Origin of the sequence: Pseudoalteromonas sp. NJ631 (assembly GCF_000276645.1) — a bacterium.
In the GTDB taxonomy this organism is placed as follows: Bacteria; Pseudomonadota; Gammaproteobacteria; order Enterobacterales; family Alteromonadaceae; genus Pseudoalteromonas; species Pseudoalteromonas piscicida.
This window is the reverse complement of sequence record NZ_AKXJ01000003.1, coordinates 251778-268535: the sequence shown is the minus strand read 5'-3', so window position 1 is coordinate 268535 and position 16758 is coordinate 251778. Positions and strand designations below refer to the sequence as shown.

General features: G+C 46.2%; 15 protein-coding genes. All 15 read left to right on the top strand.

From position 1 onward, the window contains the following. Positions 1–24 precede the first annotated feature (24 nt). Genes mraZ through ftsZ form a run of 15 tightly spaced genes read left to right on the top strand, consistent with a single transcriptional unit; the run spans position 25 to position 16677 of the window. Positions 25–483, top strand: coding sequence for a division/cell wall cluster transcriptional repressor MraZ (gene mraZ / locus A587_RS0108030; protein WP_010368661.1), 459 nt, complete (start codon positions 25–27; stop codon positions 481–483). A 14-nt stretch (positions 484–497) separates the two neighbouring features. After that, a complete protein-coding gene (rsmH, locus tag A587_RS0108025; RefSeq protein WP_017217170.1) occupies positions 498–1430 on the top strand; it encodes a 16S rRNA (cytosine(1402)-N(4))-methyltransferase RsmH in 933 nt (310 codons plus the stop codon). Further along, entirely contained in the window at positions 1430–1753 is a 324-nt protein-coding gene (gene ftsL / locus A587_RS0108020) for a cell division protein FtsL (RefSeq protein ID WP_010368658.1), read from the top strand. The genes rsmH and ftsL overlap by 1 nt, the downstream gene beginning before the upstream one ends. Beyond that, positions 1750–3564, top strand: coding sequence for a peptidoglycan glycosyltransferase FtsI (locus A587_RS0108015; protein WP_017217169.1), 1815 nt, complete (start codon positions 1750–1752; stop codon positions 3562–3564). The genes ftsL and A587_RS0108015 overlap by 4 nt, the downstream gene beginning before the upstream one ends. Then, on the top strand, positions 3557–5020 hold the full coding sequence (locus A587_RS0108010; protein ID WP_017217168.1) for a UDP-N-acetylmuramoyl-L-alanyl-D-glutamate--2,6-diaminopimelate ligase: 1464 nt from the start codon (positions 3557–3559) through the stop codon (positions 5018–5020). The genes A587_RS0108015 and A587_RS0108010 overlap by 8 nt, the downstream gene beginning before the upstream one ends. Next, positions 5017–6411 (top strand): UDP-N-acetylmuramoyl-tripeptide--D-alanyl-D-alanine ligase, encoded by a 1395-nt coding sequence (locus A587_RS0108005; protein ID WP_017217167.1) that lies wholly within the window; start codon positions 5017–5019, stop codon positions 6409–6411. The genes A587_RS0108010 and A587_RS0108005 overlap by 4 nt, the downstream gene beginning before the upstream one ends. Beyond that, positions 6405–7487, top strand: coding sequence for a phospho-N-acetylmuramoyl-pentapeptide-transferase (gene mraY / locus A587_RS0108000; protein WP_010368649.1), 1083 nt, complete (start codon positions 6405–6407; stop codon positions 7485–7487). The genes A587_RS0108005 and mraY overlap by 7 nt, the downstream gene beginning before the upstream one ends. Continuing rightward, positions 7487–8809, top strand: a complete 1323-nt coding sequence (murD, locus tag A587_RS0107995) for a UDP-N-acetylmuramoyl-L-alanine--D-glutamate ligase (protein WP_017217166.1) — start codon at positions 7487–7489, stop codon at positions 8807–8809. The genes mraY and murD overlap by 1 nt, the downstream gene beginning before the upstream one ends. Further along, positions 8806–9981, top strand: a complete 1176-nt coding sequence (gene ftsW, locus A587_RS0107990; protein ID WP_017217165.1) for a cell division protein FtsW — start codon at positions 8806–8808, stop codon at positions 9979–9981. Before murD ends, ftsW begins: the two co-directional genes overlap by 4 nt. Then, the gene (gene murG / locus A587_RS0107985) at positions 9978–11045 is read left to right on the top strand and encodes an undecaprenyldiphospho-muramoylpentapeptide beta-N-acetylglucosaminyltransferase (RefSeq protein WP_017217164.1); all 1068 of its coding nucleotides are present in this window, start codon (positions 9978–9980) and stop codon (positions 11043–11045) included. The genes ftsW and murG overlap by 4 nt, the downstream gene beginning before the upstream one ends. A gap of 8 nt (positions 11046–11053) precedes the next feature. After that, a complete protein-coding gene (murC, locus tag A587_RS0107980; protein WP_017217163.1) occupies positions 11054–12487 on the top strand; it encodes a UDP-N-acetylmuramate--L-alanine ligase in 1434 nt (477 codons plus the stop codon). Further along, positions 12484–13395 (top strand): D-alanine--D-alanine ligase, encoded by a 912-nt coding sequence (locus tag A587_RS0107975; RefSeq protein WP_017217162.1) that lies wholly within the window; start codon positions 12484–12486, stop codon positions 13393–13395. The genes murC and A587_RS0107975 overlap by 4 nt, the downstream gene beginning before the upstream one ends. Position 13396: 1 nt before the next feature. Continuing rightward, a complete protein-coding gene (locus A587_RS0107970) occupies positions 13397–14182 on the top strand; it encodes a cell division protein FtsQ/DivIB (RefSeq protein ID WP_017217161.1) in 786 nt (261 codons plus the stop codon). Continuing rightward, complete coding sequence (ftsA, locus tag A587_RS0107965; protein ID WP_010605798.1) at positions 14179–15411, top strand: cell division protein FtsA; 1233 nt, start codon at positions 14179–14181, stop codon at positions 15409–15411. The genes A587_RS0107970 and ftsA overlap by 4 nt, the downstream gene beginning before the upstream one ends. Positions 15412–15432: 21 nt before the next feature. Beyond that, positions 15433–16677, top strand: coding sequence for a cell division protein FtsZ (gene ftsZ, locus A587_RS0107960; RefSeq protein WP_017217160.1), 1245 nt, complete (start codon positions 15433–15435; stop codon positions 16675–16677). The last annotated feature ends 81 nt before the right edge of the window (positions 16678–16758 follow it).

Sequence of the window (16758 nt, the reverse complement as noted above, 5' to 3'; positions counted from 1 at the left end):
AACCAACTTAGAAATAGGATCAGCATGTTTCGAGGTGCAAGTTCGCTAGCTTTGGATGACAAAGGGCGTTTTGCGGTACCGACTAAGTACCGTCAACCGCTGCTGTCCGAAGATCAGGGAACTGTTATTTGTACTATTGCGATCAACGAACCGTGCTTGTGGCTCTACCCACTCTCCGAATGGCTAGAAATTGAGACCAAGCTAAGTCGCATCTCTAATACCAATCCCAGAGTGAGACGCTGGCAGCGGATGTTGCTAGGTCATGCTACAGAATACCAACTAGACAAGAATGGCCGGATTTTATTGGCGCCTTCATTGCGATCCCATGCGCAATTAGGCAAAAAGATCATGCTAGTTGGGTTACTCAATAAATTTGAAATTTGGGACGAAGAACGCTGGTATCAGCAAATGCAGGCAGATACCGAAATTGAACACTCAGGAAACTTTGAGGAAAGCCCTGAACTGGAAAACTTTTCCTTGTAGGGGTAAACAAATTAATGAGCGAAGAGTTTAAGCATATTTCGGTATTAATGGCCGAAACCCTAGATGCCCTAGCAATTAACCCTGAAGGTATATATATCGACGGGACATTTGGTCGTGGTGGGCACTCAGGTGAAATCCTCAAAAGATTGTCGACTGGGCGTTTACAAGCCATAGATCAAGATCCTCAAGCAATTAAGGCGGCTGAAAAGTTTGCCGATGATGCGCGTTTCTCTATAGCGCGAAGCCGCTTCTCGCAAATTAAATCTGTCGCGGAACAAGCCGGTATCTTAGGACAGGTTGATGGCATCTTGTTGGACATTGGTGTGTCTTCCCCTCAGCTTGATGATGCAGACCGTGGCTTTAGCTTTATGAAAGACGGGCCGCTGGATATGCGAATGGATCCAGATTCAGGTCGCAGCGCTGCACAGTGGCTAGCTGAAGCTGAACTTGAAGAAATGGTATTCGTGATCAAAAAGTATGGCGAAGAAAAGTTTGCTACTCGTATTGCTCGTAAAGTCATTGAAGTGCGTGAGCACACCGAGATTACAACAACTGCACAACTGGCTCAATTGATAGATGAAGCTGTGCCTGTCAAAGACAAACACAAGCATCCTGCAACTCGTACTTTCCAAGCTATTCGTATTTATATTAACAGTGAGTTAGAAGAAATTCAGACTGCATTGCAAGCGTCACTTGAGGTGTTAAAACCTGGTGGTCGGTTAGTGGTGATCTCGTTTCATTCTCTAGAAGATCGCATTGTAAAGCAGTTTATCAAGAAGCAGAGTAAGGGAGAGGCGATACCCAGAGGTCTGCCTTTAACGGATGAACAACTTAAACAAAATCTCACCTTAAAGGCAGTGGGTAAAGCCATTAAGCCTAGCGATGCAGAGATTGCACAAAATCCACGCTCGCGAAGCTCAGTATTAAGAGTGGCGGAGAAGCTCTAATGAATGCAAGTAAGCAACGTCAACCGAATCTATTTGTAGAAATAGGCTATTACATCATTGCTAATAAGTTGACGGCATTCTTGCTACTTACGATTTTGATTTCTGCACTCGCAGTAGTGCAAATTACCCATTTAACTCGCCAGCAATTGATACAGCAGGATGAGTTATTGCAACAGCGCGATGAGCTAGACCTACAATGGCGATATCTCGTTGTGGAAGAAGAGTTTTACTCCCAGCATGCAAGGATTGAAGAGATAGCCAAGATGCAGTTAGAGATGAAACGCCCAACCAGTAAAGATGAACAGGTGATTGTGCTGCCATGAATAAACAAAAGCAAAAAACTCAATCTATTATCACCTGGCGCTTTGCTCTAGTTTGCGGCGTAATGCTCACCGTTTTTATGACGCTTGTTGCACGCGCTGCATTTTTGCAAGTAATTGAGCCTGATAAGGCCATTGAAGAAAACGATAAGCGCACCGTACGGGTTGAGAAACTCAATGTTCAACGAGGCATGATCTTCGACCGCAATGGCAAAGAGCTGGCAGTGAGTGTGCCGGTTGTGAGCGTTTATGCAGATCCCCTTGCCATTGATAAGGCACTTGCCAAAAAAGTGTTACGCAAAGCCCGTAAAGAAGGTGAAGATTATAAAGCGTTGGAGCAAAACGATGCTGAGCTGAAAATACGGAAACAAGCTTGGTACGATGATGAGCTCAGGTGGAAAGAGCTTGCAGATGTACTCAGACTCAAACCAGAAAATGTCGATGAACGGCTTAGGGGAGACCCAAGCCGTCGTTTTGTCTATTTGAAGCGTCAAGTGACGGCGGTTGTTGCCAACTATATTCGTCAAATGCGCCTGCCGGGCGTGCACTTGCTTGACGAGTCCAAACGTTTTTACCCAAGCGGCGAAGTAACAGCGCACATGATTGGTGTAACCGATATTGATGGCAAAGGTATTGAAGGCGTCGAGCGTATGTTCGACTCTGCATTAACCGGTACGGCTGGTAAACGCACCATTCGAAAAGATGCGCAAGGTCGTGAAGTACAAGTACTTTCAGAAGAACAGCGTGTCGAGCCAGAAGATGTTTACCTGAGTATTGATTTACGGATCCAAGCCATTGCCTACCGCGCGTTAAAGTCGGCGGTACTGAGCTATAAAGCTACCTCTGGTTCGGCGATAGTTGTTGATGTACACACTGGCGAGATTTTAGCTTTGGTGAATAGCCCAAGCTTTAATCCTAACGACCTAAGTACTGCTGCACCTTATAAACGTCGTAATCGTGCTATGACTGACCTATTTGAACCCGGTTCAACCTTAAAGCCTTTAGCGGTATTGGCTGGTTTAAATTATGGTGCAGTTAAGGCAACAGACACGATAGATACTTATCCGGGCTGGATGAACTTAAGCGGTGGCTTGGTGAAAGACACTCGCAACAATGGTGAGCTGAGCTTAAGAGAGATCCTTAAAATCTCCAGTAACATGGGGGTTGCGAAGATCTCGCAAATGTTACCAAAGGAATACTTTATCAATTTATACCAAGAAGTGGGCTTTGGTGAGCCAACGGGCTCAAACATGATTGGTGAAAGCGCAGGTTTATTTTATCCAAACCGCCGTTGGTCTAACTTTGAAATCGCAACACTATCCTATGGTTATGCGGTATCAGTAAGTACCGCACAAATGGCGAGACTTTACGCCATGTTTGGAGCCGGTGGTATCTTGCGACCACTCACTATTGTGAAGCAAGATGAAATTCCTGAAGGTAAGCGTATTTTTAGCGAGCAAGATACACATGCCGTGGTAGAGATGATGGAGTCAGTATTTGAACGTGGTGGTACAGCCCACAACGTAAAAGTTGATGGATACCGTGCCGCTGGTAAAACAGGTACTTCAGAAAAAGCCGTGGCGGGTGGTTATGGTGATGAGTACGTTGGTTACTTTGCGGGCGTTGCACCGGTAAGTGACCCAAGGCTTGCGGTTGTGGTGATGGTTAATGAACCGGCGGGAGATGTTTACTATGGCGGTCAAACCGCAGGGCCTGCTTTTGCTGAAATTATGTCTAATGCACTGAGAATTCTAAACGTAGCACCTGATAAAGAGCGTGTAGCTTATATTTCGGGAGCAGATAACGATGCGTGATCTGGCTCAGGTACTCAGTGATTATGGTGTCAATATTGCCGCTGTTGAGGTTGAGCACCTACGCATAGATAGTCGAGCGATTGAGCCGGGTGATTGTTTTGTTGCACTGCAAGGTCATGCCCAAGATGGTGCTAAATATGCCGCTAGTGCCGTTGCGCAAGGCGCTAAATGTGTGCTTGCAGAAACGGGAAGCGAGCTTAATATTGCCCCAGAGCAAGCGATTTTTATCGATAATCTTGCTGATAAGTTGGCGGCAATTGCAGCGCAGTTTTATGCATACCCGAGTAAAAAGCTCAAACTCACAGGCGTTACTGGCACCAATGGTAAATCTACCACGACAGCAATGATTGCCAATTTAGCTAGCCTAACCGGTAGTGCAGGGGTTGTGATAGGTACGCTTGGTTATGGTCAACCAGACAGTCTTATTCCGCTGGCAAACACCACGCCGTCAAACGTAGATTTACAACGTATTTTGGCGTTTTTACAGCAACAATATGATCAAGTCGCGATGGAGGTCTCTTCCCATGGCTTGGTGCAAGGTCGAGTTGATGAGTGCGACTTTGATGTGGCTGTTTTCACCAATTTGACGCGCGATCACTTAGATTATCACGGTGATATGCAAAGCTATGCAGAAGCCAAGAAACTACTATTTACTCGCTGTGCGCCAACTCACAAAGTCATCAATATTGACGATGAAGTGGGGGCTAGTTGGGCTGCTGAATTCAATGACGACACCGTGGTTGTTTACGGTCGCTGGAGTGAAGCGCATAGCTACCAACAATACGTATTCTTTGATGCCGTGTCGGCACACCCAAACGGTTTAACAGCGACATTAAAAACCAGCTGGGGTGAATGTGAAGTCAATGTGCCACTGTATGGTGAGTTTAATCTTTATAATTTAGCTGCTGCGATTGCGACTTTACTATTGCAAGGTGCAAGTCTTGATGCATTAAGCGAAGCTTGCAGCCAGCTCGCGCCAGTTGCAGGCCGCATGCAGCCATTTAGTGCCCCTGAAAAGCCTACGTGTATTGTTGATTATGCCCATACCCCAGACGCTTTGGCACTTGCACTACAAGCCTTGCGAGCACATGTACCGGGTAATCTTATCTGTGTGTTTGGTTGCGGTGGTGATAGAGATAAAGGTAAGCGTCCTGAAATGGCGCGAGCTGCGGAGAAATATGCAGATAAACTGGTGATCACCAGCGATAATCCACGAAGTGAAGATCCTAATTTAATCATTGATGACGTTAAGGCAGGACTCATCCACCCTGAGTATGCTGTCTGCCAGCCTGATAGAGGGCTAGCCATTCAACACGCGATAGACCTAGCTGATGAAAACAGTGTGGTGCTAATAGCGGGGAAAGGGCACGAGGATTATCAAATTATAGGTACTGAGCGCATTGATTTTTGTGATAGGCAATGCGTTGCAGCGATTTTACGAGGGGAAAAGGCATGATCAAGATGGATTTTTCTTGGCTTGCAGCAGTCTTAAAAACCCCTTACGACGGGGAGAATTTGGCAGTCGCCAATATTAATACTGATACCAGAACAATACAGTCTGGTGAGGTGTTCTTAGCACTTAAAGGGCCTAACTTTGACGGCCACCGCTTTTTGGATGTGGCCAAAGCGCAAGGTGCTATTGCAGCTATTGTTTCTGAGCACGATGAAGATATCGATTTACCACAGTTTGTTGTTGAAGATACGCGCATTGCTTTAGGCCAAATTGGTCGAGCAGTAATTGAAACCGTTGCCCCTAAAACCATTGCAATTACTGGCAGTGTCGGTAAAACCACAGTGAAAGAAATGTGTGCAGCGATTTTGGCGCAAAAAGGCAAAGTCCTTGCTACTAAAGGTAATTTTAATAACGACATCGGGGTACCGTTGACGCTATTGCGCTTAAGTGAAGATGATGAATACGCGGTGATAGAGCTCGGCGCTAACCACTTGGGTGAAATTGCTTATACCACAGCATTAGTGAGCCCAGATGTGGCGACAGTGTGTAATGTCGCACCAGCCCACATCGAAGGGTTTGGTTCCATTGATGGCGTAGGAAAAGCGAAAGGTGAGATTTTCTCAGGCCTCAAAGCTGACGGTGTCGCAGTCATCAATGCGGATAGTGATTATGCTCAGATGTGGCAGGAAAGCTTAGCTGTTTCTAAAGTGAAACGTTATAGCTTAAATGCTCAGCTTGATATTTGGGTGGAAGCAATTGAGTTGGATGAGTTAGCTCGCCCCACCTTCACGCTATGCCAGGGTGAAGAGCGTACCACCATTAGCTTACCGCTTAGTGGCCAGCACAACGTTGGCAATGCGCTGATTGCGGCAGCATTGACAACTGAACTGGGCGCAAGCTTAAGTGAGGTGGCAACGGGTCTTGAACAAATGGCTGAAGTAAAGGGCCGTGTCAACATGATCCAAGTCTCGGACACGCTGCGTGTGGTCGATGACACCTACAATGCAAACGTGAAGTCTGTCAACGCGGCGATTGATTTATTGGCGTCTATGTCTGGCTATAAAGTATTGGCGTTGGGTGATATGGCAGAACTGGGTGAAGATGCTCGCGAATATCACCGTGAAGTCGGCGAGTATGCTAAGCAACAAGGCATTGATGAATTGTTTTCATTGGGGGTGCTGAGTAGTAGCGCTAGCAATGTATTTGAAAAGCCAAATCGTCATTTCTCGACTCGCGAGAATTTAATGAAGGCGTTACGGGTTGTATTGGCCGAGCAATCAGGGCAATGCACCGTTATCGTTAAAGGATCACGTAGTGCGCGGATGGAACTGCTCGTTGAAGAATTAGTAAACGCTGGCCAGTCGGATAGCGAGACAGGAGAAGTATCATGTTAGTTTGGCTAGCCGAGTATCTTACCCAATATTATTCTGGGTTTAACGTATTTTCTTACCTTACCCTGAGGGCGATTTTAGGCATTTTAACGGCGTTAATGATTTCGTTGTATTTTGGTCCTAAACTCATCGCTGCATTACAGCGTATGCAGATTGGTCAGACTGTACGTGATGATGGCCCAGAGTCGCATTTATCCAAGTCGGGTACGCCAACCATGGGTGGTCTGTTAATTCTGGCTGCGATCTTTACCAGTACGCTACTGTGGGGCGATCTTAGCAACAAATATGTATGGGTGACGTTATTTGTCATTGGCAGCTTAGGTATTGTTGGGTTCGTGGATGATTACCGCAAGGTGATCAGAAAAGACAGCAAAGGCCTAATTGCACGTTGGAAGTACTTTTGGCAGTCGGTTATTGCGATATCTACGGCTGCATTTTTGTACTTTACGTCCACCAGCGCTGCGGAAACCACGCTAGTCGTACCATTTTTGAAAGATGTGTTACCACAACTTGGTTTGTTCTATTTGGTCATGAGCTACTTTGTGATTGTGGGTACGTCAAACGCAGTTAATCTAACAGATGGCTTGGATGGTCTTGCCATTGTTCCGACCATTTTGGTTGCCTCAGCACTCGCTATTATTGCTTACGTTACGGGTAATGCGAATTTCTCAAGCTACCTTCATATTCCTCATTTACCACTCACAAGTGAACTGGTTGTGGTATGTACGGCGATTGTTGGCGCTGGTCTTGGTTTCTTATGGTTTAACACCTATCCGGCACAAGTTTTTATGGGCGATGTGGGTTCATTGGCGTTAGGTGGTGCACTCGGGATCATCGCTATTTTGGTACGCCAAGAGTTAGTGCTTATCATTATGGGCGGTGTATTTGTGATGGAGGCATTATCCGTGATTTTACAGGTAGGGTCTTACAAACTCAGAGGTCAGCGGATCTTTAGAATGGCCCCTATTCACCATCATTACGAATTAAAAGGATGGCCAGAGCCGCGCGTGATAGTCCGTTTTTGGATCATCTCGATTATCTTGGTTTTGGCCGGCCTTGCGACGTTGAAGATTAGATAATGACGTATATTGAGCAATTACAGAAAAAGCATGTCACAGTACTGGGACTTGGAGTCACAGGACAGGGGATTGTGCGTTTTCTGCTGTCGCACGGTATTAATCCAAAAGTGGTTGATAGTCGTCCAGTGCCTCCGGGCTCGGACTGGCTAAGTCACAACGCACCTGAATGTGAAGCGGTATTTGGCAATCTTGCTGATGCCGCTTTGGCGCAAACGGATCTGATTATCATTAGCCCAGGGATCCCGTTATTTGAACAGAGCGTTGCCGCAGCCATTGCTGAAGGCGTTGAAGTCATCGGCGATATCGAGCTATTTGCACGCCTCAATACCCGTCCAGTGATTGCCGTTACAGGCTCTAACGGTAAGTCCACCGTTGTTACGCTCGCGACAGAAGTATTGAAAGCCGCTGGCTTAAAAGTTGGGCTTGGCGGCAATATTGGCACGTCTGTGCTGTCGTTGTTAGAGCAGCCGCATGATGTTTATGTACTTGAGCTGTCTAGTTTTCAGCTTGAAACCACGCATAGCTTGGCTTGTTTGTCGGCAATGATCCTCAATATTACTGAAGATCACATGGATCGCTATCCTGATTTTCAAGCTTATATTGAAGCGAAGCAACGTATTTACCAGCATGTTGAGCATATTGTCTTTAATGCTGAAGATCATTATACCTTTGCGCAGCATGGGCAAGGCAGCAGTGTATCCCTCACTGAGGGGGACTATCACTTAATGACCTTTGACGGTGAGCCGCATTTCGCACACAAACAAACACCACTGCTAGCGGTAAAAACGTTGGCGATGGTGGGGCGACATAATCAATTTAACGCCTTGGCGGTATTAGCGTTATTAGCGCCGATGCAATTACCTATGCAGGCATTTGCCAGCGCGTTTGCGAGTTTCACGGGGTTACCTCATCGTTGTCAGTTGGTTGCCGATGTTGCAGGGGTTCGTTACTTCAACGATTCAAAGGCAACGAATGTTGGTTCGACGGTTGCCGCTATTGATTCTTTAGCTTCAGGTCGCAAAAATATTATTTTGATCGTGGGTGGTGATGCGAAAGGGGCAGACCTTTCACCACTCAAGACGCCACTCACTACGCATTGCAAAGCGCTATTTTGTTTCGGGCAAGATGGAGCACAGTTTATGCCACTGCTGCGCAATAGCCATCAGGTCAACAATCTGGAAGAAGCAGTGTTGGCGGCAAAAACGATAGCGACCAATGGTGATATTGTTTTATTAGCACCAGCCTGTGCCAGCATAGATATGTATCCAAACTATATGGCGCGTGGGGATGAGTTCGTCCGTTTAGTGGGGGAGCATGCTTGATTAATGTCGCTGATATCAAAGAGGCGCTAACGCCTCGCCAGTCCGAGAGCTTATTTGACGTACCGTTGATGTACTGCATGCTCATGCTTATTGGAGTGGGATTTGTGATGGTGACAAGCGCTTCTATGCCAGTTGCCGAGCGACTATTTGATAATCCTTTTCACTTTACTATTCGCCACGTCATCTTTTTAGTGGGCTCGTTTATTCTCTTTTGGTTTGCGACGAGTGTGCCAATGACTTGGTGGAAACGCAGTAATCCATATTTGCTGCTTTTTGGTTTGGTACTGTTAGTGGCGGTACTCATTATTGGTCGCGAAGTAAATGGTGCAAGGCGCTGGATCCCGCTTGGTCCTTTTGGATTGCAAGTAGCGGAGGCATCTAAGCTATTTTTCTTCAGCTATATTGCCGGCTACTTGGTACGTAAACGCGATGAAGTACAAGAAAACATCAAAGGCTTTGCCAAGCCAATGATTGTGTTTGCGGTGTATGCGTTCTTAATTTTGATGCAGCCAGATTTAGGTACTGTGGTGGTTATGTTTGTGACGACCGTTGGCCTATTGTTTTTAGCCGGTGCAAGGCTTTGGCAGTTTTTTACCTTAATGCTTACCGGTGTCTCTTTGGTTGTAGTGCTTATCATCATAGAGCCATATCGTATGAAGCGTGTCGTGGGCTTTTTAAACCCTTGGGAAGATCCATTTGGCGCTGGTTATCAATTGGTACAATCCCTAATGGCATACGGCCAAGGTGGCTGGTTTGGTCAAGGTTTGGGTAATAGCATACAAAAGCTACAGTATTTGCCGGAAGCACATAATGACTTTATTTTTGCAGTAATTGCCGAAGAGCTGGGCTTTATCGGTGTATTTAGCATTATTATTGTACTCGGTGTATTGGTTACTCGTGCGCTTTTTATCGGGCAAAAGGCCCTTAAAGCAGGCAAAGAATACGAAGGGTATTTTGCCTTGGGCATTGGTATTTGGTTTGCCTTTCAGGCAGTCGTTAATATTGGTGCGAGCGCCGGCATTTTACCTACTAAAGGCTTAACACTGCCATTTGTTTCTTACGGTGGGTCGAGTCTTTGGGTGATGACAATTGCGGCAGGTATTTTACAGCGCATAGACTTTGAGACAAAAATGTCGACAAGACAGGCAACATCCCGTGGAGGTAGACGATGACTAAACGTCTTCTAGTGGTCGCGGGCGGTACAGGTGGACATATTTTTCCAGGTATTGCAGTGGCACAATTTTTACAAGCGCAGGCTTGGCAAGTGAGCTGGGTTGGCACTGCGGACAGAATGGAAGCCGATGTGGTGCCGCGTTACGGTTTTGAAATTGATTTTATTGCCATGAAAGGTGTCCGAGGTAATGGGGTCAAACGATTACTAACCGCACCATTTATGGTTTTAAAAGCGGTACTTGCAGCTAAGCGTATTTTACAACAACGTAAACCTGATGTGGTGTTAGCTATGGGTGGTTATGTAACAGGTCCTGTAGGTGTTGCTGCGAAGCTGCTTGGGATCCCTTTGGTGATCCATGAGCAAAACGCGGTTGCGGGTATGAGCAATAAGTTGCTGGCGAAAATTGCAAGTCGCGTATTAGCGGGTTTTCCCGGCGCATTCAGTGAAAAGCTCGCTCAGGTTGTGGGGAATCCGGTACGTGCAAGCGTTGCTGAGATTAGCGATAAACCCGTTTCAGTGCCGTTAAATCTATTAATTGTCGGTGGTTCATTGGGAGCAAAGGCACTGAATGAAACCGTACCAGAAGGACTCAAGTTACTTCAGCAACAGGTAGCCAGTATCGGATTAAGTATTCGTCATCAAAGCGGTAAGCATAACCAAGACGATACACAACAACGATATGAAAGTGCGGGCATTAATGCTGAGGTCAGCGAGTTCATTCATGATATGGACGCCGCATACGCTTGGGCTGATCTGGTTATTTGCCGCGCAGGTGCGTTGACCGTGAGTGAGATAGCCGCAGCTGGGAAAACGGCGATTTTTGTGCCTTTCCCACATGCAGTTGACGATCACCAGACGGCTAACGCGCAATTTTTAGTGTCTGCTGGGGCTGCTTTTATATTGCAGCAAACAGCACTGACGCCAGAAACGCTAGCAACTACACTGCAGCCACTTGTTATTGAGCCGCAAAAAATTGCGACCATGGCAGCAAAAGCGAGACAATGCGGCAAGTCGGAGGCAACAGCGAAAGTTGCCCAAATTTGTACAGAATTATCGAACTAGGATATTAAATGGAAGCTTCAAGCAGAAGAGCAATGCGACGTATCAACACCATCCACTTTATCGGAATTGGTGGTGCTGGTATGGGTGGGATTGCAGAAGTGCTGGCCTTTGAAGGTTACCGAATTACAGGCTCAGATATCGCCAAAAGTACGATGACAGAGCGACTAACAAATATGGGCGCCGAGATCTTTATCGGCCACCAAGCTGAAAATGTAAAAATGGCCGATGTGGTTGTGGTATCGAGTGCAATCAATGACCAAAACCCAGAGATCCAAGCGGCGAAGGCAAACCGTACGCCAATCGTTCGTCGCGCCGAAATGCTCGCTGAGTTGATGCGCTTTCGTCACGGGATTGCGGTGGCAGGAACACATGGTAAGACCACAACGACGAGCCTGATTGCGAGTATTTTTGCGCGGGCTGAGCTGGATCCAACCTTTATTATTGGTGGTTTGCTCAATAGTGCTGGCAGTAATGCCAAAGTCGGCAGCAGTGAATACCTTATCGCAGAAGCGGACGAGAGTGATGCATCGTTTTTGCATTTGCAGCCGATGGTGTCGGTGGTAACAAATATCGAAGAAGACCACATGGATACTTACGATGGTGACTTCGAAAAAATGAAAGACACCTACATCGAGTTTATCCATAACTTACCATTTTATGGTCTGGCGGTGGTGTGTATCGATTCGCCAGTCGTGAGAGAATTATTACCACGCTTTGCAAGGCCAACAATCACGTATGGTGAGGCTAACGACGCGGATTATCAGTTACTGGACTTCAAGCAAACACAAAGTGAATCACACTTTAAAGTCAGAACCAAAGACGGTGAGCTACTTGAAGTGAAGCTAAATATGCCAGGTAAGCACAATGCATTGAACGCCCTGGCATCTATTGCGGTTGCAAAAGATCACAATATTGAAAACGAAGCGATTTATCAGGCGTTAGCCAATTTTGAAGGTGTGGGACGTCGCTTCCAGCATTACGGCTCATTCAATAATGAAGTGGGAGAGGTGATGTTGGTTGATGATTATGGTCACCACCCATCTGAGGTTGCGATGACGATAAAAGCAGCTAAGTCTGGTTGGCCTGATAAACGTTTGGTTATGATTTATCAGCCACATCGCTATAGTCGAACACGCGATTTATATGAAGATTTCGTAAAAGTGCTTTGCGATGTTGATAAACTACTGCTGTTAGATGTATATAGTGCCGGTGAAGCGCCCATCGTTGGTGCGGATAGTAAAAGTTTGTGCCGTAGTCTCCGTCAACGTGGCGTTGAGCCGATCCATATCAGTGACCATGGTGAATTGGCGAAAGTGTTGGCAAGCACCATGGAAGATGGTGATTTAGTGTTGACGCAAGGGGCTGGCAATATAGGTCAGATCGTAAAGCAGTTAGCCGCAACCGGGCTATCGATAGCGCAGTTAAAACAGAGTGAATTATGAGTAGTCAGTTTGGAAAAGTAGCCGTATTACTTGGCGGTAGTTCAGCAGAGCGAGAGGTGTCGCTAAAATCCGGTAATGCAGTGTTAAATGCCTTCGTCAATCAAGGTGTTGATGCGATTGCTTTTGATCCAGCAGAACGTAATTTATGGCAACTGAAAGACCTAGGTGTGGATCGCGTATTCATTGCACTGCATGGCCGTGGCGGTGAAGATGGCACTATTCAAGGTGCGCTTGAGTTTATGGGGATACCATATACAGGAAGCGGTGTACTTGGTAGTGCGCTTGCAATGGATAAAGTCCGCTGTAAGCATCTTTTTCAGTCTGCCAAGTTAAGTACGGCACCTTATGCTGTTGTAAGCAAAGAGACGGGTTTTGATGCTAAGGCGCTAATCGCTGAGTTTGGCAAAGTCATGGTAAAGCCAAGTCACGAAGGCTCAAGCATAGGTATGGCTCAGGCAGACAGCGAAGAAACCCTGACTGCGGCATTAAATAATGCCTTCAAGTTTGACGATCAAGTGCTCGTTGAACAATGGATCACTGGACGCGAGTTTACCGTGTCTATGCTCGGTAAAGAGGCATTGCCTGTTATTGAAATGCGTACGCCTCGTGGTTTTTACGATTATGAAGCGAAATATCAAGTTAACAGTACAGAGTATTATTGTCCGGCGGATATTAGCGCTGCACACACTGAGCAATTACAAGTGATGGCAAAGCACGCTTTTGAATTGGTTGGTGCCACTGGTTGGGGACGTGTTGACGCCATGCAAGATGAGCAAGGTCATTTCTATCTACTCGAGGTAAATACCGTACCTGGTATGACCGAAAAGTCGTTGGTGCCGATGGCAGCAAAAGCAACGGGTGTAAGTTTTGAGCAATTAGTTGTTCGCATTTTGGAGCAAACGCTTTAATATGCGAGCATTTTTGGCAGGGTTGAAGCTGATCAGTTCTAGAGTGAACTGGCCCCTTTTTTGGGGACTTAGCTTCTTCTTTGTGGTGATTTTTACATTGGTAAGAGGAACATACTGGGTAAGTGATTGGTTAGTTGCACATCATGATGCGCAAATAAAAACACTCAAAGTGCTCGGTAAACCGCATTATACCAATGAAGATGACATTGTAGCGGCAATTAAAACCGCAGATTTAAATAGTTTTTTTGAGCTTGATGTTAAAGCAGTCCACAAGGCGGTAAAGTCTTTACCTTGGATTGCGACAGTATCAGTCAGAAAACAATGGCCGGATACGCTGCAAGTCTATGTAGTGGAACATAAGCCGGTTGCGCATTGGAATAGCGATTCATTACTCAATGATGATGGCGAAGTATTCCAAGCGCGTAGTAACAAATTGCCGCCAGGGCTGCCTGAATTATACGGCCCTGAAGGGAGTGCTGAAGAAGCATGGCAAACATTTAAGCAGTTTAAAGCCTTGTTGGCGGTAAATCAGTTTACGTTGGAAAGTTTAGCGCTTTCAGAACGATTTGCTTGGCAGCTATGGCTGGACAATGGGATCCGCTTAAATTTAGGGCGTGAAGATAAAGCCAAACGAGTACAACGTTTTATCGACGTGTATCCACGTATGGAACGCCCTGAAGGTAAAGTAATCGATGTCATTGATTTACGCTACGACACGGGACTGGCAGTGAGTTGGAAAGAACCTACTGAGCAGCAAGAACAACAAAATAACAAGAGTGAAGCATGACAAAGTCGGCAGAAAGAAACTTAGTGATTGGATTAGATGTTGGCACATCAAAGGTCGTCGCCACAGTTGGGGAGATCACTGTGGACAATCAACTTAGTATTGTCGGTGTCGGACGCCAAGAGTCTCACGGCATGGATAAGGGCGGGGTAAACGATTTAGACCTCGTTTCTGAGTCTATTAAACGCGCTGTAGATGAAGCAGAGCTAATGGCTGATTGCAGAATAAGCTCGGTTTATTTGGGGATCTCAGGCAAACATATTCAGTGTCAAAACGAAAGTGGCGTGGTAGCAATAAATAATGCGGAAGTCACAGACGATGATATTGCCAATGTTATTCACATTGCACGTTCTGTACCTATGTCTGCCGAACGCAAAATGCTGCACTCATTGCCGCAAGAATATAGCATCGACATGCAAGAGGGGATCAAAAACCCTCTAGGTATGAGTGGCGTAAGGATGGAAGCAAAAGCACATATCATTACGTGTTCGAATGACATGGCAAAGAATATTGAAAAGTGTGTTGAACGCTGTGGTTTACAAGTAGATCAATTAACGTTTAACGCCTTGGCGTCATGTTACTCGGTGTTGACTGAAGACGAAAAAGAGCTTGGTGTTGCGGTATTAGATATCGGTGGTGGCACTATGGATATTGCGATTTATGTGAATGGTGCGCTGCGTCATACTGCCGTGATCCCAGTTGCGGGCAATCAGGTCACTGGCGATATAGCAAAAATATTTAGAACACCTATTTCGCATGCCGAGTCTCTGAAAGTACAATATGCCTTCGCGTCGAGCCAAATGGCATCAAGTGAAGAAACCATCGAAGTACCAAGTGTTGGTGGACGTCCTGCTCGGGTAATGTCTCGTCATACTTTGTCTGAAGTGGTAGAACCAAGATTTAGAGAACTGTTTGAGCTTGCGCAAGAAGAATTACGTCGCTCAGGTTTTGAAGATCAAATTGCGGCAGGTCTTGTTATCACAGGCGGTAGTGCCAAGATGCAAGGTGCACAAGAAGTCGCAGAAGATATATTCCAAATGCCAGTAAGAATAGGGAAACCAATTGGCATTAAGGGGTTAACAGATTATGTGGATGACCCTGCATATGCAACGGCGGTAGGTTTGTTACAATACGGCCGTTCACTACAATCGATGAATGCACAGAAGTCGAAAGTAGATGCAGAGGGGAGTTGGTGGAACCGTGTTACAAAATGGTTCCAAGGCGAGTTTTAATACTCAAGTCGGAGAGTGAAGATGTTTGATATTATGGAACAGCACAGCGAAGAAGCTGTCATTAAAGTCATCGGTGTCGGTGGCGGCGGCGGTAACGCCGTAGAACACATGGTAAACCAAGAAATTGAAGGTGTACGTTTTATCGTTGCGAATACTGACGCACAAGCGTTACGTCGTTCGTCTGCGGATATTACCGTACAGCTGGGGACTCAGATTACCTCAGGTCTTGGAGCTGGCGCAAACCCAGAAGTGGGCCGCAGCGCAGCAGAAGAAGATCTAGAAACCATCAAGAGCAGCCTTGAAGGTGCAGACATGGTATTTATCGCAGCCGGTATGGGCGGCGGTACAGGTACCGGTGCCGCACCTGTTGTTGCACGCGCAGCAAAAGAACTTGGTATTTTGACTGTGGCTGTAGTAACGCGTCCTTTCGATCTTGAAGGTAAAAAGCGCATGGCTGCGGCTGAGCAAGGTATTGCTGAGTTGTCAGAAATTGTAGATTCACTTATTACAATTCCAAACAACAAATTGCTTAAAGTTCTAGGTAAAGGGACTACACTGCTAGATGCCTTCGCAAAAGCAAATGACGTACTTTATGGTGCGGTACAAGGTATTGCAGAGTTGATCACACGTTCAGGTCTAATCAACGTTGACTTTGCGGATGTTAGAACCGTGATGTCAGCAATGGGTACTGCAATGATGGGGACTGCTTCGGCAACAGGTCCTGATCGTGCACAAGAAGCTGCGGAAGCCGCGATTTCTAGCCCGCTTTTAGAAGATGTTGACCTAACTGGCGCGAAAGGTATTTTGGTTAATATCACCGCGGGCATGGACATTACTATCGAAGAGTTTGAGGTCGTTGGTAACCATGTTAAAGCGTTAGCGTCAGAGAATGCGACTGTGGTAGTGGGTGCTGTTATTGATCCTGAAATGAGCGAAGAGCTAAGAGTGACCGTGGTTGCCACCGGCTTAGGTGGTGACCGTCGTCCGCAATTTGGTATTGTAGACAATGGCTTTAGACAAGCCTCAGGCTCAGATGCGGTAGGTGGAACACAAACTAGCTCACAAACGAGCATGTATGTGCCAAGCTTTACGCAACCACAAACGTCTGCGGCAGAGCCTGAGCAGCCAGCTGAAGCGCCTGCACCACAAGTGCAAGAGCAGAAGCCACAACAAGCTTCTAGTTCAACAAGCGCGAAAGGCAATGACAGTAAAGAAAAAGGTGACTACTTCGATATTCCGGCTTTTTTACGTAAGCAGTCAGACTAAAGTTGGTATAAAAAATAAACAAAGATTGGCAGTTTGGTGGAACTATGTTATACTCCGCCGCCTATCTAGAATTTAAGTGGG